Annotated in this window: 15 protein-coding genes; 11 read left to right on the top strand and 4 right to left on the bottom strand. The window is 74.2% G+C overall.

Annotated features, from left to right (window positions below):
* The first annotated feature begins 82 nt into the window (after nt 1-82).
* The 5 genes from HUT16_RS29310 to HUT16_RS29290 all read left to right on the top strand — a co-directional run bounded on the left by HUT16_RS29310 (nt 83) and on the right by HUT16_RS29290 (nt 5,838).
* Nucleotides 83-1,135: an ABC transporter ATP-binding protein gene (locus tag HUT16_RS29310; RefSeq protein ID WP_176191055.1), complete on the top strand. Its 1,053-nt coding sequence runs from the start codon at nt 83-85 to the stop codon at nt 1,133-1,135.
* Nucleotides 1,122-1,784 (top strand): ABC transporter permease, encoded by a 663-nt coding sequence (locus HUT16_RS29305; RefSeq protein ID WP_176191054.1) that lies wholly within the window; start codon nt 1,122-1,124, stop codon nt 1,782-1,784. Before HUT16_RS29310 ends, HUT16_RS29305 begins: the two co-directional genes overlap by 14 nt.
* Nucleotides 1,781-2,527, top strand: a complete 747-nt coding sequence (locus HUT16_RS29300; RefSeq protein ID WP_176191053.1) for an ABC transporter permease — start codon at nt 1,781-1,783, stop codon at nt 2,525-2,527. The genes HUT16_RS29305 and HUT16_RS29300 overlap by 4 nt, the downstream gene beginning before the upstream one ends.
* Entirely contained in the window at nt 2,524-3,465 is a 942-nt protein-coding gene (locus tag HUT16_RS29295) for an ABC transporter substrate-binding protein (protein WP_176191052.1), read from the top strand. The genes HUT16_RS29300 and HUT16_RS29295 overlap by 4 nt, the downstream gene beginning before the upstream one ends.
* A gap of 327 nt (nt 3,466-3,792) precedes the next feature.
* Nucleotides 3,793-5,838, top strand: coding sequence for a glycosyl hydrolase family 18 protein (locus tag HUT16_RS29290; RefSeq protein WP_176191051.1), 2,046 nt, complete (start codon nt 3,793-3,795; stop codon nt 5,836-5,838).
* 141 nt (nt 5,839-5,979) lie between these two features.
* Here HUT16_RS29290 and HUT16_RS29285 read toward each other — a convergent pair whose 3' ends face one another.
* The 3 genes from HUT16_RS29285 to HUT16_RS29275 form a co-directional block, all read right to left on the bottom strand.
* Nucleotides 5,980-7,251 (bottom strand): multidrug effflux MFS transporter, encoded by a 1,272-nt coding sequence (locus HUT16_RS29285; protein ID WP_176191050.1) that lies wholly within the window; start codon nt 7,249-7,251, stop codon nt 5,980-5,982.
* A gap of 315 nt (nt 7,252-7,566) precedes the next feature.
* A complete protein-coding gene (locus HUT16_RS29280; RefSeq protein ID WP_176191049.1) occupies nt 7,567-8,025 on the bottom strand; it encodes a hypothetical protein in 459 nt (152 codons plus the stop codon).
* 165 nt (nt 8,026-8,190) lie between these two features.
* Nucleotides 8,191-9,363: an acyl-CoA dehydrogenase family protein gene (locus HUT16_RS29275; protein ID WP_176191048.1), complete on the bottom strand. Its 1,173-nt coding sequence runs from the start codon at nt 9,361-9,363 to the stop codon at nt 8,191-8,193.
* Nucleotides 9,364-9,541: 178 nt separating this feature from the next.
* Here HUT16_RS29275 and HUT16_RS29270 point away from each other — a divergent pair, with 178 nt between their 5' ends.
* A complete protein-coding gene (locus HUT16_RS29270; protein ID WP_176191047.1) occupies nt 9,542-10,948 on the top strand; it encodes an aspartate ammonia-lyase in 1,407 nt (468 codons plus the stop codon).
* Nucleotides 10,949-11,063: 115 nt separating this feature from the next.
* On the opposite strand, the gene HUT16_RS29265 is transcribed toward HUT16_RS29270, so the two are convergent.
* Nucleotides 11,064-11,507: an SPW repeat protein gene (locus HUT16_RS29265; RefSeq protein WP_176191046.1), complete on the bottom strand. Its 444-nt coding sequence runs from the start codon at nt 11,505-11,507 to the stop codon at nt 11,064-11,066.
* Nucleotides 11,508-12,001: 494 nt separating this feature from the next.
* Here HUT16_RS29265 and HUT16_RS29260 point away from each other — a divergent pair, with 494 nt between their 5' ends.
* The 5 genes from HUT16_RS29260 to fahA all read left to right on the top strand — a co-directional run bounded on the left by HUT16_RS29260 (nt 12,002) and on the right by fahA (nt 17,534).
* Complete coding sequence (locus tag HUT16_RS29260; protein ID WP_368662716.1) at nt 12,002-12,961, top strand: phosphoribosyltransferase family protein; 960 nt, start codon at nt 12,002-12,004, stop codon at nt 12,959-12,961.
* 133 nt (nt 12,962-13,094) lie between these two features.
* Nucleotides 13,095-14,306: a 4-hydroxyphenylpyruvate dioxygenase gene (hppD, locus tag HUT16_RS29255; RefSeq protein ID WP_176191045.1), complete on the top strand. Its 1,212-nt coding sequence runs from the start codon at nt 13,095-13,097 to the stop codon at nt 14,304-14,306.
* A gap of 35 nt (nt 14,307-14,341) precedes the next feature.
* Nucleotides 14,342-15,529, top strand: coding sequence for a homogentisate 1,2-dioxygenase (locus HUT16_RS29250; RefSeq protein WP_176191044.1), 1,188 nt, complete (start codon nt 14,342-14,344; stop codon nt 15,527-15,529).
* The gene (locus tag HUT16_RS29245) at nt 15,508-16,320 is read left to right on the top strand and encodes a hypothetical protein (protein ID WP_176191043.1); all 813 of its coding nucleotides are present in this window, start codon (nt 15,508-15,510) and stop codon (nt 16,318-16,320) included. Before HUT16_RS29250 ends, HUT16_RS29245 begins: the two co-directional genes overlap by 22 nt.
* Nucleotides 16,317-17,534: a fumarylacetoacetase gene (fahA, locus tag HUT16_RS29240; RefSeq protein ID WP_176191042.1), complete on the top strand. Its 1,218-nt coding sequence runs from the start codon at nt 16,317-16,319 to the stop codon at nt 17,532-17,534. Before HUT16_RS29245 ends, fahA begins: the two co-directional genes overlap by 4 nt.
* Nucleotides 17,535-17,705: the final 171 nt, after the last annotated feature.

The following is a 17,705-nucleotide window of genomic DNA, read 5'->3' as shown; positions in this document are numbered from 1 at the left end:
TATCTGCGCCGGCCCGAGCGGCCGGCCGCAGCGCCGTTCCGGCCGCCCCGGCCGTTCCGGCCGACCCTCCGAGGACGCTTCCGTGATCAGTTTCGAGGGCGCCGCCAAGCGCCACCCCGACGGCACGGTCGCCGTCCGCGGCCTGGACCTGGAAGTCCCGGCGGGCCGGACCACCGTGCTGGTGGGGCCGTCGGGTTGCGGCAAGACCACCATCCTGCGGATGGTCAACCGGATGGTGGAGCCGACCGCCGGGCGGGTGCTGCTGGAGGGGACGGACGTGGCCTCGCTGCCCGCGGCCCGGCTGCGGCGCGGCATCGGGTACGTGATCCAGCAGGCGGGCCTGTTCCCGCACCGCCGGGTGGTCGACAACGTGGCGACGGTGCCCCGGCTGCTCGGCTGGGACCGCAAGCGGGCCCGGGCCCGGGCCGCCGAACTGCTGGAGCTGGTCGGCCTGCCGCCGGAGACGGCCCGCCGCTACCCGGCCCAGCTCTCCGGCGGCCAGCAGCAGCGGGTCGGCGTGGCGCGGGCGCTGGCCGCCGACCCGCCGGTGCTGCTGATGGACGAGCCGTTCAGCGCGGTCGACCCGCTGGTGCGCGCCGGGCTCCAGGACGAACTGCTGCGCCTACAGGCCGAGTTGGGCAAGACGGTGCTGTTCGTGACGCACGACATCGAGGAGGCGGTCCGGCTCGGCGACCGGGTGGTGGTGCTGCGCGAGCACGGCGAGATCGCCCAGCTCGCGGACCCGCACACGCTGCTGACCGCCCCGGCGGACGCCGGCGTGGCCGCCTTCCTGGGCCGCGACCGGGGCCTGCGCGGGCTCGGCCTGCGCCCGGCCGGCTCCGTCCCCCTCACCGCCCTGCGCTCCGCGTACGAGAGCTGGGAGCTGGTGCTCGACCGGGACGGCCGGCCGGAGCACTGGCGGCGCGGCGCCGAGCACCACCCGGCTCCGGTGTTCGCCCCGGGGCGGGACTCGCTGCGCTCCGCGCTGGACGCCGCGCTGCTCGCCCCGTCCGGCCACGCCGTCGCGGTGGACGCCGAGGGCCGGGCGGTCGGCACCGCGAGCCGCGCGGCCGTGGTCGAGGCGCTCGCCGCCGGCGACCCGACGCCCGAGCAGGTGCCGCATGCTGGACGGTGAACCGCTGGTCCGCTGGCGCTGGCTGGGCGACCACCTGGGCTACCTGACCGACCTGACGGCCGACCACGCGGTGATCGCGCTCGTCCCGGTGCTGATCGCGCTGCTGCTGGCGGTGCCGCTGGGCCTGGCCTGCGCGCGCTTCCCCCGGCTGTACCAGCCGCTCGCGGCGGTGTTCAACGTGGTGTACGCGCTGCCCTCGCTGGCGGTGTTCGTGGTGCTGATCCCGTACACCGGGCTGGCCACCCGCGAGACGGTGATGGTGCCGCTGACCTGCTACGCGCTGGCGGTGCTGCTGCCGACCGCGGTGGACGGGCTGCGGGCCGTGCCGGAGCCGGTGCGGCAGGCGGCCACCGCGATGGGCTACGGCCCGTGGCGGCGGCTGGCGGCGGTCGAGCTCCCGGCGTCCGTGCCGTACCTGATCGGGGGCCTGCGGGTCGCCGCGGTGTCCTCGATCTCGCTGGCGGCGGTGGGGGCGCTGGTCGGCCGCGGCGGGCTGGGCTACCTGTTCGTCGACGGCTTCCAGCGGACCTTCCCCACCCCGATCCTGGCCGGGATCGCCCTGGTGGCGCTGCTGGCGCTGGCCACCGACCTGCTGCTGGTGGCGGCCCGCCGGGTGCTGGCGCCGTGGGAGCGGGGGGTGGCGCGGTGAACTGGCTGGGCTGGCTGCACGACTTCCTCGCCGATCCGGCGCACCGCTCCGGGCCGGACTCGCTGGTCCACCGGCTGCTGGAGCACCTGGCGTTCTCCGCCGAGGCGCTGGGCCTGTCCGCGCTGGTGGCGCTGCCGCTGGGGCTGCTGATCGGCTACTCGGGGCGCGGCCTGTTCCTGGTGACGGCGCTGGCCGGCGTCGCCCGGGCGCTGCCGACGCTGGGCCTGGTGACGCTGGCCGTGCTGCTGGCGGGCGTCGGCGACACCGCGGTGCTGCTGCCGCTGACGGCGCTGGCCGCGCCGCCGATCCTGGTGGCCGCCGCCGAGGGGGTGCGCGGCACCGACCCGGACGTCCGGGACGCGGCCCGCGGCATCGGCCTGACGCACCCGCAGACGCTGCTGCGGGTGTGCGTGCCGGCCGCCGCGCCGACCCTGCTGGCGGGCCTGCGGACGGCGTCGGTGCAGGTGATCGCGACCGCCACGGTGGCCGCGTACGTCGGCCTCGGCGGCCTGGGCCGGTACGTGATCGACGGGCTGGCCACCCGGAACTACCCGACCACGGTCGGCGGCGCCCTGCTGGTGGTGCTGCTGGCGGTGGCCGTCCAACTGCTGTTCGCCCTGTTCATCCGGTTCGCCGCGCCGCCCGGCACGCGCACCGGCCGCACCACCGCAGAACCCGTACCCGTACCCGTACCCGTAGACGATCCCGCGGGCTCCCCCGCACTCGTGAAGGAATCCACATGACGACCCGTCCGGTCCGCATCGCCCTCGCCGTCGCCCTGCTGGCGGGTGCGGCGGCCTGCTCCTCCTCCGGCGGCGGCGACCCGCTGGCCGCGAAGTCCTCCGCCCCGGCGACCTCCGGCGGCCCCTCCAGCCCGGCGGGCGGCGCGGCCGGGGGCACGGTGGTGGTCGGTTCGGCGAACTTCCCGGAGAACGTGCTGCTGGCCTCGATCTACTCGCAGGCCCTGCAGGCCAAGGGCGTGAAGGTGGAGGAGAAGTTCAACATCGGCAGCCGCGAGGTGCTGTACGGGCAGTTGCAGTCCGGCGCGCTGACGGTGCTGCCGGAGTACAACGGCGCGCTGCTGGGCTACCTGGACGCCAAGTCCACGGCCACCGGCAAGGACGCGGTGAACGCCGAGCTGAAGGCGAAGCTGCCGGCCGGGCTGGCGATCCTGGACTCGGCGGCGGCGGAGGACAAGGACTCGCTGACGGTCACCCAGGAGACCGCCGACAAGCTGGGCGTGAAGTCGATAGCCGACCTGGCGGGCAAGGCGCAGGACCTGGTGGTCGGCGGCCCGCCGGAGTTCAAGTCCCGGCGCGAGCAGCAGTTCAAGGACGTCTACGGGCTGACCTTCAAGGAGTGGAAGCCGACCGGCGACACCACCGCCAACGCGCTGAAGGACGGCGGCATCCAGCTCGGCAACGTGTTCACCACCGACCCGAAGATCGTCCAGCTGAAGCTGGTCTCGCTGGACGACCCGAAGAACGTCTTCAGCGCCCAGAACGTCACCCCGCTGGTGAACACCGCCGGTCTGGGCGAGGCCGGGACGGCCGCGCTGAACGCGGTCTCGGCGAAGCTGGACACGGCCGGGCTGACCGCGTTGATGAAGCGGGTCGCGATCGACAAGGAGGACCCGTCGGCGGTCGCCAAGAGCTGGCTGAAGAGCGCGAACCTGGGCTGATCCCCGCCGCCGCGCGCCGTCCGTCGGCCCCGCCCCGAGCAGTCGGGGGCGGGGCCGACGGCACGTCAAGGGCCTTATCCCCAAGGGTTGGCAAAGCTCTCGGAGGGCCTTGCCGGGGAACTGTAAAGAGTCTTGACAGACGCAGTGGTCCAGACCAACCATGAGTCCGCTGTACTTCCCGACCGGAACGCATCGTGGGGGTGTGACCACCGGCCGGGGCGATCGTCCTGCCCCGCACCACCCCGGCACTCCCTGTACCAGGCCGACCCCCGCCCCGTGCCCGAGCACCGGCACGCGGGCCACCCTTCCATGCCTGATGGAGACTCGATGCGCCTTCACCGACCACTCCAAGCGCTGCTCGCCACGGGCGCGATGGCGGCCGCCTCGCTGGGGCTGATCTCCGCCCCCGCGCAGGCCGCCACCCCGCTGCCGCAGCACGTCTTCGCCCCGTACTTCGAGGCGTGGACCGGCGAGAGCCCGGCCACCCTGGCCGCCCAGTCCGGTGCCAAGCACCTCACCATGGCGTTCCTGCAGGCCGCCACCAAGGGCTCCTGCACCGCGCTGTGGAACGGCGACACCTCGATGCCGGTGTCCAACTCCGTCTTCGGCGCCGACATCGCCACCATCCGCGCCAACGGCGGCGACGTGATCCCGTCCTTCGGCGGCTACACCGCGGACAACACGGGCACCGAGCTCGCCGACTCCTGCACGGACGTCAACCAGATCGCCGCGCAGTTCGAGAACCTGATCACCACCTACGACATCTCCCGGATCGACCTGGACATCGAGGACAACTCGCTGACCAACACGGCCGGCATCGACCGCCGCAACAAGGCGATCAAGATCGTCGAGGACTGGGCGGCGGCCAACGGCCGCAGCATCCAGTTCAGCTACACCCTGCCGACCACCACCAGCGGCCTGGCCTCCAGCGGCCTCAAGGTGCTGAAGAACGCGGTCACCAACAACGCGCGGATCGACGTCGTCAACATGATGACGTTCGACTACTACGACAACCAGTCGCACGACATGGCCGCGGACACCCAGACCTCCGCGCAGGGCCTGTACAACCAGTTGGCGAGCCTGTACCCGACGAAGACCTCCGCCCAGCTGTGGAACATGATCGGCATCACCGAGATGGTCGGCATCGACGACTTCGGTGCCGCCGAGACCTTCACCGTCGCCAACGCCACCACGGTCTACAACTGGGCCGTCTCCAAGGGCATCAACACGCTGTCCTTCTGGGCGCTGCAGCGTGACAACGGCGGCTGCCCGGGCCAGGCCGGCCACGACGAGTGCTCCGGCATCGCGCAGGGCACCTGGGACTTCAGCCACATCTTCTCGAAGTTCACCAGCTCCTCGGTGCCGGCGAACGACTTCTCGGTGTCGCTGAGCCCGGCCTCCGGCTCGGTCGCGGCCGGCGCGTCCACCTCGGCGACGGTCAACACCGCGGTCACCTCCGGCTCGGCCCAGAGCGTCAACCTGTCGGTGACCGGCGCCCCGGCGGGCGTCACCGCCGCGCTGAGCTCCTCCACCGTCACCGCGGGCGGCTCGGCCACCCTGAACGTCTCCACCACCTCGGGCGTCGCCAACGGCAGCTACCCGCTGACCGTGACCGGCACCGGCGCGAGCGGCACCCACTCGGCGACGTACACCCTGACCGTCACCGGCGGCACCACCGCCTCCGACTTCTCGGTCGCCCTGTCGCCCGCCGCGGGCTCGGTCCAGGCCGGCTCCGCCGTCTCCAGCACCGTGAACACCGCGGTCACCTCCGGTACCGCCGCGACCGTCAACCTGACCGTCTCCGGCGCCCCGGCGGGCGTCACCGCCGCGCTGAGCGCCTCCAGCGTCACCGCGGGCGGCTCGGCCACCCTGAACGTCTCCACCACCGCCTCGGCGGCCCCGGGCACCTACACCCTGACCGTCACCGGCACCGGCGCGGGCAAGACCCACACCGCCACCTACGCGCTGACCGTCAACGGCACCACCCCGCCGGCCGGCCTCGGCAACGGTGACCTGGAGAGCGGCAACCTCGCCCCGTGGACCTGCCAGAGCGGCGGCGCGGTCGTCACCAGCCCGGTGCACGGCGGCTCCAAGGCCCTGAAGGCCGTCCCGACCGCGGGCGCCACCGGCCAGTGCGAGCAGACCGTCACCCTGGCCCCGAACCACGCGTACACCCTGACCGCCTGGGTCCAGGGCCCGTACTCGTACGTCGGTGTCAGCGGCGGCGCCACCGCCTCCTCCTGGGCGAACGGCTCCTCCTGGACCAAGCTGACCGTCCCGTTCACCACCGGCGCCAACGGCACCGTCACGGTCTACCTGCACGGCTGGTACGGCCAGGGCGCGGTCTACGGCGACGACTTCTCGATCGCCTGACCCCCGCTCGACCCGCTCGACGCGCTCGACGCGCTCGACGCACTCGACGCGCTCGACGCACTCGACGCGTGAACCGGGCCCGGTCGGTGGCACCCGCCACCGGCCGGGCCCGGCCCGTTCCGCTCCTCCGCCGCGGCTCCCTCAGCGCTCCCGGCACAGCGGCAGGTACGAGCCGAGCGCCAGCAGCGCGCAGCCCAGCACGACCGCGCCGAGCGCCGTCGCGGACGGGCCGCCGCCCAGGCTGCTGAGCGGGGCGACCACCGCGCCGCACAGGTAGGTGCCGGTGCCCAGCAGCGCGGACGCGGAGCCGGCCGCGTGCGGGGCCATGGTCAGCGCCCGGCCGTTGGCGTTCGGCAGGACGACGCCCATCGAGGCCATCAGCAGCGTCAGCGCGGGCCACACCCCGGCCAGGCCGGTGTCCCACACGGTGGTGCACAGCACCACGGCGGCGCCGGCCGTCGCGGCGGCGGACAGGCCGCACAGCAGCAGCGTCCGCTCCGAGTGGCGCTGCACCAGGAAGCGGCCGTTGACCTGGGTGACGGCCAGCAGCGCGATCGAGTTGACGGCGAACACCAGGCTGTAGGTCTGCGGGGTGATCCGGTACACCTCCTGGAGCACCACCGAGGAGCCGCTGACGTACGCGAACAGCGCGCCGAAGGCGAAGGTCCCGGTCAGCAGGTAGCCGAGGAACACCCGGTCGCGCAGCAGCCCGCCGATCGCCCGGACGGTGGTGCCGAGCCCGCCGCCGTGCCGCCGTTCGGGCGGCAGCGTCTCGTGGACGCCGAACGCGCAGGCGACGGTGAGCACCGCGCCGAGCAGGGCGAGCGTGACGAAGGTGCCGCGCCAGTCGGTGACGTGCAGCAGCTGGGCGCCGGCCAGCGGGGCGACGATCGGCGCGAGGCCGGAGATCAGGCCCATGGTGGCCAGGAAGCGGATCATCGCGACCCCCTCCAGCCGGTCGCGGACCACCGCCCGGGCGATCACCAGCGCGGCCGAGCCGGCCGCGCCCTGCGCCACCCGCCCGGCGACCAGCACCGGCATCGATCCGGCGAAGGCGCACAGCAGGCTGGCGGCGGTGTACGCGGCCAGGCCGGCCAGCATCGGGCGGCGGCGGCCCAGGCGGTCGCTGAGCGGGCCGAACAGCAGCTGGCCGACCACCATGCCGAGCAGCGAGCCGGTCAGGGTGAGCTGGGCGGCGGGTGCGGTGGAGTGCAGGTCCGCGGTCAGGTCGGGCAGTGCGGGCAGGTACAGGTCGGTGGTGAACGGCCCGAGCGCGACGAGGCTGCCCAGGGTGATCACGGTGGCGGTGGCGAACGGGGCGCGCCGCGGGGTCTCCGGGCGCACCTCCTCCGGCCGGAGCGGGACGGCGGGCGCGGTCTGGTCGCCGTCGGGGCCGACGGTCGGGCCTGGCATGGGGCTCCTCACGGGTGGCGGGGTACGCGCACCGTCCTATCCCATCGGCCCGCCCGCGGGAAAGCCGGGCGGCCGGGGGCGTGTCCGACGATCCGCGTCGCATCGGCGTGCGGCGCCGGCCGGCCGGGCGTGCGCCCGGGCCGCCCCCGTACTGGATGCACCCGGGTGATCCGGGCGTGCGTCCGGGCGGGATGCCCGGCGTCGCGCGCGCGACGGGAATGGTCGGACACCCGCCTAGGGCGCGACTGGAGCCGCGCTGCGGCCGGCGGCCACCACGGCGGCGTCGGGCACCCGGCAAGACCGGCCGGACAGGCCTTAGCGCGCGACTGGAGCCGCGCTGCGGCCGGCGGCCACCACGGCGGCGTCCTGCCAGCCGTAAAGCTGGTCGCCGATCAGGGCGACGTCGTACAGGCCGCAGTGCGCGGTGGCCCGCTGCGGGGCGTCGGCCGGGAACCAGCGGGCCCTCAGGTGGACGCCGCCGAGCGGGCTGCCGCTGGTGCATCCGGCGGGCAGCGCGCGGTCCGGGAGGGTCGCGCGGATCAGCCGGTCGCCCTGCCGGTCGGCGCCGAGCAGGACGACGCCGGTGGCGGAGTCGGGCAGCCAGCCCGGCGCCGGCCCGTCGTGGTCGGCCTTGGCGGCGGCCCCGCTGGGGTAGCGGGCGGTGTGGTCCATCCGGTCCTGCACCCGCTGGAGCGCCGCGGGTGCCACCATCACCAGCAGCATCGCGGCGGCCCCCGCACCCAGCACCACCGTCGCCACCCGTCCGCCGTTCATGTCCGCTCGCCCCTTCGCGCCGTTCCCGTTCCTTCCATCGTGGTCGCGCCGGCCCCGGGGGACCATGCGCACCAGGTACCGATCCGGCTCCCCCGGAAGTCTGACCCCGCCCCCCGCGGCCCCGACCTCCGGCGGACCCGGCACCCCCCGCGAGGCGGACGCCGGTCAGCGGTAGGCGGACTCGCCGGTGATCGCCTCGCCGAGGACCAGGGTGTGGATCTCGGCGGTGCCCTCGTAGGTGAGCACCGACTCGAGGTTGTTGGCGTGCCGGAGCACCGGGTAGGCGGTGGTGATGCCGTTGGCGCCGAGGACGGTGCGGGCGGTGCGGGCGATCTCCAGCGCGGTGCGGACGTTGTTGAGCTTGCCGAAGGAGATGTGCGCGCTCCGGGCGCGGCCCTCGTCCTTGAGCCGGCCGATCCGCACCGCGACCAGGTAGGCCTTCTCCAACTCCAGGGCCATGTCGACGAGTTTCGCCTGGGTGAGCTGGAAGCCGCCGATCGGCCGGCCGAACTGGACGCGGTCGCGGGCGTATTCGACGGCGGCCCGGTAGCAGTCCCGGGCGGCGCCGACGGTGCCCCACAGGATGCCGTAGCGGGCCTCGCCGAGCGAGGACAGCGGGGCGCGCAGGCCGCGGGCCTCCGGGAGCACCGCGTCGGCGGGCAACCTGACGCCCTCGAAGGCGAGTTCGCTGGTGACGGAGGCGCGCAGGGAGAGCTTGCCGGGGATGTCGCGGGCGGTGAACCCGGGGGTGCCGCGCGGGACGAGGAAGCCGCGCACGCCGTCCTCGGTGCCCGCCCAGACCACCGCGACGTCGGCGGCCGAGCCGTTGGTGATCCACGCCTTGGCGCCGTCGAGGACCCAGTCGGCGCCGTCGCGCCGGGCCCGGGTGCGCATCGACGCCGGGTCGGAGCCGGCCTCGGGCTCGGTCAGGCCGAAGCAGCCCACGGCCCGGCCGGCCGCCAACTCCGGGAGCCAGCGCAGCTTCTGCTCCTCCGAGCCGAAGGCGTGGATCGAGCGCATCGCCAGCGAGCCCTGCACCGAGACGAAGCTGCGCAGCCCCGAGTCGGCGGCCTCCAGCTCCATGCACGCCACCCCGTACTCGGTGGCCGTCGACCCGGTGCACCCGTAGCCCTCCAGGTGCATCCCGAGGACGCCCAGCCTGCCGAGCTCGGGCGCGAGTTCGCGGACCGGGAAGGTGCCGGCCTCGTACCACCCGGCGAGGTGCGGCCGGACGTGCCGGTCGGTGAACGCGCGGACGCTGTTGCGGACCAGCCGCTCGTCCTCGGTGAGCAGTTCGTCGACGCCGAGCAGGTCGAGCGGGTCGGGGGCGGTCGCCATGGGTGGGGGCTCCTCTGCGGTGCGGGCGGGCGGCGGGTGTGCCACCGCTGTCCCTACCGGCCGGTACGCCGCCGGGTCAAGGGCGCCACGGCGGCGGCCGTCCGCGACACACGGCCCGGGCGCACCGGGAATGCCGGGCGCCCGTGGAAGGCTGACCGGTCCAGGAGGTGTACCGACCATGGCGGACGGACAGCAGGAACGGCAGTGGCGGACCGAGCACGACTCGATGGGCGAGGTCCGCGTCCCGGCGGCGGCGAAGTGGCGGGCGCAGACCCAGCGGGCGGTGGAGAACTTCCCGGTGTCCGGGCAGCGCCTGGAGCGGGCCCACATCGCGGCGCTGGCCCGGATCAAGGCGGCGGCGGCCGTCGTCAACGCCGAGCTGGGCGTGCTGGACGCGGAGACGGCCGCGGCGATCCGCTCCGCGGCCGAGGAGGTCGCCGAGGGCCGCTGGGACGACCAGTTCCCGGTGGACGTGTTCCAGACCGGCTCCGGCACCTCCTCGAACATGAACGCCAACGAGGTGATCGCCACCCTGGCGGCCGAGCGCCTGGGCCGCCCGGTCCACCCGAACGACCAGGTCAACGCCTCGCAGTCGTCGAACGACGTCTTCCCGTCCTCGATCCACGTCGCGGCGGCGGGCGCCGTCCTGCACGAGCTGGTCCCGGCGCTGGAGCACCTGGCGCACGCGCTGGAGGCCAAGTCCGCGCAGTACGCGGAGACCGTCAAGTCCGGCCGCACCCACCTGATGGACGCCACCCCCGTCACCCTCGGCCAGGAGTTCGGCGGCTACGCGGCCCAGGTCAGGTACGGCGTCGAGCGGCTGCACGCGACGCTCCCCCGGGTCGCCGAACTGCCGCTCGGCGGAACGGCCGTGGGCACCGGCATCAACACCCCGCCCGGCTTCTCCGCCGCCGTCATCGCCGAGGTCGCCCGCACCACCGGCCTGCCGCTGACCGAGGCCCGCGACCACTTCGAGGCCCAGGGCGCCCGCGACGGCCTGGTCGAGCTGAGCGGCCAGCTGCGCACCGTCGCGGTCGGCTTCACCAAGATCGCCAACGACCTGCGCTGGATGGGCTCGGGGCCGCGCACCGGCCTCGCCGAGATCAACCTCCCCGACCTGCAGCCCGGTTCCTCGATCATGCCCGGCAAGGTCAACCCGGTCCTGCCCGAGGTGGTCCTGATGGTCGCCGCGCAGGTCATCGGCAACGACACCACCGTCACGGTGGCCGGCGCGAGCGGCAACTTCGAGCTCAACGTGATGCTCCCCGTCATCGCCCGCAACGTGCTGGAGTCGATCCGCCTGCTCGCCTCCTCCGCCCGCCTGCTCGCCGACCGCGCCGTCTCCGGCCTCACCGCCAACGCGGAGCGCGCCCGCGAGTACGCCGAGTCCTCCCCGTCCGTCGTCACGCCCCTCAACCGCTACCTCGGCTACGAGGAGGCGGCGAAGGTCGCCAAGCAGTCCCTCGCCGAACGCAAGACCATCCGCCAGGTCGTCCTCGACCGCGGCTACGTCGAGCGCGGCCTGCTCACCGAGGCCCAGCTCGACGAGGCCCTCGACGTCCTGCGGATGACCCGCCCGGAATGACCGGGAACGGCGGAGGGGGGACGAACCAGGGGCTCGGGGAACGGCACACCCGGCCGTCAGCAGCACGGCCCCGCCGTTCCCCGGGCCCCTGATGTCGCGTCCCGCCGTTTCCCCCTTACCTGCTGTGGCGTGCCGTCATGCCCGCGAAGACCATGCCGACCGCGGCCAGGGCCAGGCAGGTCATGACGCCGCCGGTGATGACGTTGGTGAGGATGGTGCGGCGGACGTGCGCCCCGCCGTTGACCGCCCAGGGGGCGATGACCGTCCAGGCGCCGATCGCGACGCACGCCCAGGCCCGGGCGTGGGTGCGGCCGAAGGCGGAGCCGTAGCCGGCCATCAGGACGGCGTAGGCGATGCCGAGCACCAGGTTGCTGATGGTCAGGCCGGTGAATCCGGAGAAGCCGACCACCCAGGGGGAGATCGCCAGGAACAGGCCGGCGCAGATGGCGAGGGCTTCCGTCCCCTGGCCGGCGGTGGTGGATGTGACGCGCTCCGCGTGTTCACGCAGGGCCAGGATGTCCGGATGGTGTTCCATACCCGACGGCAGTTGGGTCGACACCGGGACCACCTCCTCGTAGTCGGGACATGCGAGCCACTTGGTCGCTACCCGCCCGGGGCGATATGTAACGCTACCCACGGGTTTGTCCTTATTTTTTCCTTACCCGGGCGCGTACCGTGGAAGGTGGAGAGGTTCCGCCATGCACTTCACCGACCGGGCCGACGCGGGCCGCCGCCTGGCGGCAGCCGTCCGCGAGGCCGAGACCGGGATCGGGACGGACGCCGTCGTGGTCGCCCTGCCGCGCGGCGGCGCGCCCGTGGCCGCCGAGGTCGCGGCCGCCCTGGGCGCCGAGCTGGACGTGTGCGTGGTGCGCAAGGTCGGCGTCCCGGGGCAGCCGGAGCTGGCGATGGGCGCGGTCGGCGAGGACGGCGCGCGGGTGGTGAACCAGGAGGTGGTGGACGCGGCGGGCGTCCGGCCGGAGGAGTTCGCCGCCGTCGAGGCCCGGGAGCGGGCCGAACTGGCCCGCGCGCGGCCTACCGCCGGGCGGGCCGCCGGTGCCGCTGGCGGGGCGGACGGTGCTGGTGGTGGACGACGGGGTGGCGACCGGCTCGTCCGCGCTGGCGGCCTGCCGGATCGTCCGGGCGCGCGGCGCCTCCCGGGTGGTGCTGGCGGTGCCGGTCGCCCCGCACGACTGGGCGCAGCGGCTGGGCGGTGCGGCGGACGCGTACGTGGCGGTGCACGCGCCGCGGCGGTTCCGGGCGGTCGGCGAGTTCTACCGGGACTTCCGGCAGACCGCGGACGCCGAGGTGCTGGCCGCGCTGGAGCGCCCCGGGGCCGGGCAGGCCGCCGGGTGCGCCGCGTACGAGGTGCCGCTGGCCACCGGTCCGGCGGAGCTCGCGGTGCCGGCCGGTCCGCTGGGCGTGGTGCTGTTCGCGCACGGCAGCGGCTCGGGCCGGGAGAGCCCGCGCAACCGGGCGGTGGCCGAGCGGCTGCGGCGGGCCGGGCTGGCGACCGTCCTGTTCGACCTGCTGGCGCCGGGGGAGGCCGAGGAGCCGTGGAAGGTGTTCGACCCGGGGCTGTTGGGCGGGCGGCTGGCCGGGGCGACCCGGACGGTGCTGCGGCACCACGCGCTGGCGGGCCTGCCGTACGGCTGGTTCGGGGCGAGCACGGGCGCGGCGGCGGCGCTGTGGGCGGCGGCCGAGCCGGACACCGCACCGGCCGCGATCGTGGCGCGCGGGGGCCGCCCGGACCTGGCCGAGGCGCGGCTGTCGCTGGTCACCACCCCGGTGCTGCTGATCGTGGGCGGCGCGGACGGCGAGGTGGTGGAGTTGAACCGGCGGGCCCGGGCCGAGCTGCGCGGCGAGAGCGCCCTACAGGTCGTGCCGGGCGCCGGGCACCTGTTCGAGGAGCCGGGGGCGCTGGCGGCGGTGGCCGACCTGGCGGCGCACTGGTTCGTCCGGCTGCTGCCGGCCGGCCGGCGGGACGACGATGGAGGCGATCGGGCCCATCACTGAGCAATCCGTACAGCCGGAACGGCACCGCGCTGCTCATCTTGTACACATTGAGCAGCCGGTTTCGGACCTGTTGCCCACTCCCCCGAGCAGGAGCAAGCTCTGCGCAACCGACCTCGACGTGGAGGAATGCCCCATGACCGCCGACGCCGCTGTTGAACTGACCCCCGAGGAACTGCAGGCCGGTCTGACGGCCGAGCAGCTGCGCACCCTGGTGGGCCTGGTGGAGTACGACGCCTCGACCGACCCGTTCCCGGTCACCGCGCAGGACGCGGTCGTCTTCGTGGTGGGCAACGCGACCCAGACGGCCCAGTTCTACCAGTCCGTGTTCGGCATGGAGCTGGTCGCCTACTCGGGCCCGGAGACCGGCCGCCGGGACCGCAAGGCGTTCGTGCTGCGCTCGGGCTCCTGCCGCTTCGTGATCAAGGGCGGCGTCTCGCCGGACAGCCCGCTGCTGGACCACCACCGCCGGCACGGCGACGGCGTGGTCGACCTGGCGATGGAGGTCCCGGACGTGGACAAGTGCATCGCGCACGCCCGCTCCCAGGGCGCCACGGTCCTGGAGGAGCCGAACGACGTCTCGGACGAGCACGGCACGGTGCGCCGGGCCGCGATCGCCGCGTACGGCGAGACCCGGCACACCCTGGTCGACCGCTCCCGCTACACCGGCCCGTACCTGCCGGGCTACGTGGCCCGCACCTCGACGGTGGTCCGCCCCGAGGGCGCGCCGAAGCGGCTGTTCCAGGCGCTCGACCACGCGGTGGGCAACGTCGAGCTGGGCAAGATGGACGAGTGGGTGTCGTTCTACAACCGGGTGATGGGCTTCGTGAACATGGCGGAGTTCGTCGGCGACGACATCGCCACCGACTACTCGGCGCTGATGTCGAAGGTGGTGGCGAGCGGCAACCACCGGGTGAAGTTCCCGCTGAACGAGCCGGCCGTGGCGAAGAAGAAGTCGCAGATCGACGAGTACCTGGAGTTCTACACCGGCCCGGGCTGCCAGCACATGGCGCTGGCCACCAACGACATCCTCACCACGGTCGACGTGCTGCGCTCGCGCGGCGTCGAGTTCCTGTCCACCCCGGACTCGTACTACGAGGACCCGGAACTGCGCGAGCGGATCGGCCACGTCCGGGTGCCGATCGAGGAGCTGCAGTCGCGCGGCATCCTGGTGGACCGCGACGAGGACGGCTACCTGCTGCAGATCTTCACCAAGCCGATCGGCGACCGGCCGACCGTCTTCTACGAGTTCATCGAGCGGCACGGTTCGCTGGGCTTCGGCAAGGGCAACTTCAAGGCCCTGTTCGAGGCGATCGAGCGCGAGCAGGACCGGCGCGGCAACCTCTGACCGAGCCACCACCGGCGACAGGGAGATGTAGGGCGATGGCGTACTACCGGCAGCTGGGCTCGGTGCCGCCCAAGCGGCACACCCAGCACCGCACCCCCGAAGGGGGCCTGTACTACGAGGAGTTGATGGGCGAGGAGGGCTTCTCCTCGGACTCCTCGCTGCTGTACCACCGACACATCCCCTCCGCGGTGACGGCCGCCTCGGTCTGGGAGCTGCCGGACCAGTCGACCACCGCCAACCTCCCGCTGCTCCCCCGCCACCTGAAGCTGCACGAGCTGTTCCCGGGCGAGGAGTGGAAGTCGGCGGACGCGGTGACCGGCCGCCGGCTCGTCCTCGGCAACGCGGACGTGCGGATCTCCTACGTCGCGGCGGGCGCGCCCAGCGAGCTGTACCGCAACGGGCTGGGCGACGAGTGCGTGTACGTGGAGTCCGGAACGGCCGTGCTGGAGACGGTGTTCGGCACGATCACCGCCGGGCCGGGCGACTACCTGCTGGTCCCCCGGGCGACCACCCACCGCTGGGTGCCGACCGGGGACGCCCCGCTGCGCGCGTACTGCATCGAGGCGAACAGCCACATCACCCCGGCCCGCCGCTACCTGTCGAAGTTCGGCCAGCTGCTGGAGCACGCGCCGTTCTGCGAGCGGGACCTGCGCGGGCCCGAGGGCCCGCTGCTGGTCGAGGGCGGCGAGGTGGACGTGCTGGTCAAGCACCGCGGCCCGGGCGGCGTGGTCGGCACCCGCTACACGGTGCCGCACCACCCGTTCGACGTGGTGGGCTGGGACGGCTGCCTGTACCCGTACGCGTTCAACATCGCGGACTACGAGCCGATCACCGGGCGGGTGCACCAGCCGCCGCCGGCCCACCAGGTGTTCGAGGGCACCAACTTCGTGATCTGCAACTTCGTCCCGCGCAAGGTGGACTACCACCCGCTGTCGATCCCGGTGCCGTACTACCACGCGAACGTGGACAGCGACGAGGTGATGTTCTACTGCGGCGGGAACTACGAGGCCCGCAAGGGCTCCGGCATCGGACAGGGGTCGATCTCGCTGCACCCCGGCGGCCACACCCACGGCCCGCAGCCGGGCGCCTACGAGCGCTCGATCGGCGTGGAGTTCTTCGACGAGCTGGCGGTGATGGTGGACACCTTCCGCCCGCTGGAGCTCGGCGAGGCCGCCACCGCGAGCGAGGACCCGAACTACGCGTGGACCTGGGCGAGGCGATGAACGTACCCGAGCTGTACCGGGGGCTGTTCGACGACGCGGCGGTCTTCCCGCCGGGCGACCTGCCGCTGGCCGGGGCCGTCCCCGCGCACCGGGCGCACCGCGCCGCCTGGTACGCGGGGGCGGTCGGCCCGCTGCTCGCCCCCGTCGACCGGCTGGCCGAACTGCGCGCGCTGGCACCGGGGTTCGCGGTCGGCCTGGTGGTCGGCCCGGGCCGGCTGGCCGAGGCGCTGGAGGCGGCGGACGGCCTGGAGCTCGCCATCGTCGAGTACGCGGCGGGCGAGGACGTCCGGGCGGCGGTGGCCGAACTGGACGCGCTGCTGCCCGAGGGCGTCGGGGCGGCGGTCGAGCTGCCCCGCTCGGAGCGGCTGGAGGACGGCTTGGACGCCCTGACCGGCACCCGCTACCGCGCCAAGTACCGCACCGGCGGCCTGGGTTACGCGGCCTTCCCGTCCGTCACCGAGCTGGCCGCCTTCCTGCGGGGCTGCGCCGAGCGCGCCCTGCCGTACAAGTGCACGGCGGGGCTGCACCACGCGGTGCGGCACACCGACCTGGGCACCGGCTACGAGCACCACGGCTTCCTCAACCTGCTGCTGGCGGCCGCGGCCTCCGACCGCGCGCAGGCCGTCGAACTGCTCGCCGAGCGGGACGGCGCCCGACTGGCCACCGCCGTCGAGTCGCTGACGGGTCGTCAGGTGACGGATGCCCGCGCCTCGTTCACCTCCTTCGGCACCTGTAGCATCGCCGAGCCGCTGGAAGACCTCGCCCGACTCGGCCTCCTGGAGACCCCTTGACCACCGCCACCTGGCTCGACCTGCCCGCCGACTCCCCGTTCGGCGTCCACAACCTCCCCTACGGCGTGTTCACCGCCGCCGACCGGCCCGGCCGGCGGCGGATCGGCGTCCGGATCGGGGAGCTGGTGCTGGACGCCGGGGCGGCCGCCCGGGCGATCGGCCCGTCCTCGGCGCTGCTGGAGGCGGAGAACCTCAACCCGCTGATGGCGTCCGGCCGTCCGACCTGGCAGGCGGTGCGCGCCGCGCTCACCTCCTGGCTGACCGACCCGGCGCACCGGGCGGCCGTCGAGCCCTGCCTGCTGCCGCTGGCGGAGGTCGAGCTGCACCTGCCGTTCGAGGTCGCCGACTACGTCGACTTCTACGCCTCCGAGCACCACGCCACCAACCTGGGGAAGATCTTCCGGCCGGGCCAGGAGCCGCTGACCCCCAACTGGAAGCACCTGCCGATCGGTTACCACGGCCGGGCCGGCACCGTGGTGGTCTCCGGCACCCCGGTGGTGCGCCCGCACGGCCAGCGCAAGGCCCCCGCCGACGCGGCGCCGAGCCACGGCCCGTCCCGCCGCCTCGACATCGAGGCCGAGGTCGCCTTCGTGGTCGGCACGCCCAGCTCGATGGGCCACCCGGTGGCGCTGGACGGCTTCGAGGACCACGTGTTCGGCGTCTGCCTGCTCAACGACTGGTCGGCACGCGACATCCAGGCCTGGGAGTACGTGCCGCTCGGCCCGTTCCTCGGCAAGTCCTTCGCCACCTCGCTCTCCCCCTGGGTGGTACCGCTGGACGCGCTGCGGCACGCCCGGGTCGCCCCGCCGGAGCGCGACGTGGAGCCGCTGCCGTACCTGGACGACCGGAAGGCCGAACCCTGGGGCCTGGACCTGGCGCTGGAGGTCTCGCTGAACGGGCACCCCGTCTCCCGGCCGCCGTTCGCCACCATGTACTGGACCGCCGCCCAGCAGCTCGCCCACCTGACCGCCAACGGCGCGAGCCTGCGCACCGGCGACCTGTACGCCTCCGGCACCGTCTCCGGGCCGGAGCCGGACACCCGGGGCGCGCTGATCGAGCTCACCTGGAACGGCGAGCACCCCCTCGAACTGCCCGACGGCACCGCGCGCACCTTCCTGGAGGACGGCGACGAGGTGTCCATCACCGCGACCGCCCCCGGGCCGGGGGGCCTGCGGGTCGGGTTCGGCGAGGTCACCGGCACGATCGCCGGCTGACCCCGCCGCGGAGGGCCGGCCGACCTGGCAGTGGGCCGGTCCCCCCGCGCGGCTGCGGGCGCGTCGCCGCGACGTCAATGGCGCGCCCGCAGCACGCCGCCGAACGGGTGAGGTTCCGCGGCCGCAAACCCCTCCGCCACTAGAAGTTTGTCCCGACAGAACCGGCGACCT

This window comes from Kitasatospora sp. NA04385 (assembly GCF_013364235.1).
In the GTDB taxonomy this organism is placed as follows: domain Bacteria; phylum Actinomycetota; class Actinomycetes; order Streptomycetales; family Streptomycetaceae; genus Kitasatospora.
The sequence above is the reverse complement of the archived record's forward strand: the minus strand, read 5'-3'. Positions and strand labels throughout refer to the sequence as shown.

What these genes read in the sequence shown, in the direction of transcription:
- HUT16_RS29295 (WP_176191052.1), top strand. Translation starts at nt 2,524, where the DNA reads ATGACGACCCGTCCGGTCCGCATCGCCCTCGCCGTCGCCCTGCTGGCG.
- hppD (WP_176191045.1), top strand. Translation starts at nt 13,095, where the DNA reads ATGACCGCCGACGCCGCTGTTGAACTGACCCCCGAGGAACTGCAGGCC.
- HUT16_RS29280 (WP_176191049.1), bottom strand. Translation starts at nt 8,025, where the DNA reads ATGAACGGCGGACGGGTGGCGACGGTGGTGCTGGGTGCGGGGGCCGCC.
- HUT16_RS29270 (WP_176191047.1), top strand. Translation starts at nt 9,542, where the DNA reads ATGGCGGACGGACAGCAGGAACGGCAGTGGCGGACCGAGCACGACTCG.
- HUT16_RS29305 (WP_176191054.1), top strand. Translation starts at nt 1,122, where the DNA reads ATGCTGGACGGTGAACCGCTGGTCCGCTGGCGCTGGCTGGGCGACCAC.
- HUT16_RS29290 (WP_176191051.1), top strand. Translation starts at nt 3,793, where the DNA reads ATGCGCCTTCACCGACCACTCCAAGCGCTGCTCGCCACGGGCGCGATG.
- HUT16_RS29275 (WP_176191048.1), bottom strand. Translation starts at nt 9,363, where the DNA reads ATGGCGACCGCCCCCGACCCGCTCGACCTGCTCGGCGTCGACGAACTG.
- HUT16_RS29285 (WP_176191050.1), bottom strand. Translation starts at nt 7,251, where the DNA reads ATGCCAGGCCCGACCGTCGGCCCCGACGGCGACCAGACCGCGCCCGCC.
- HUT16_RS29250 (WP_176191044.1), top strand. Translation starts at nt 14,342, where the DNA reads ATGGCGTACTACCGGCAGCTGGGCTCGGTGCCGCCCAAGCGGCACACC.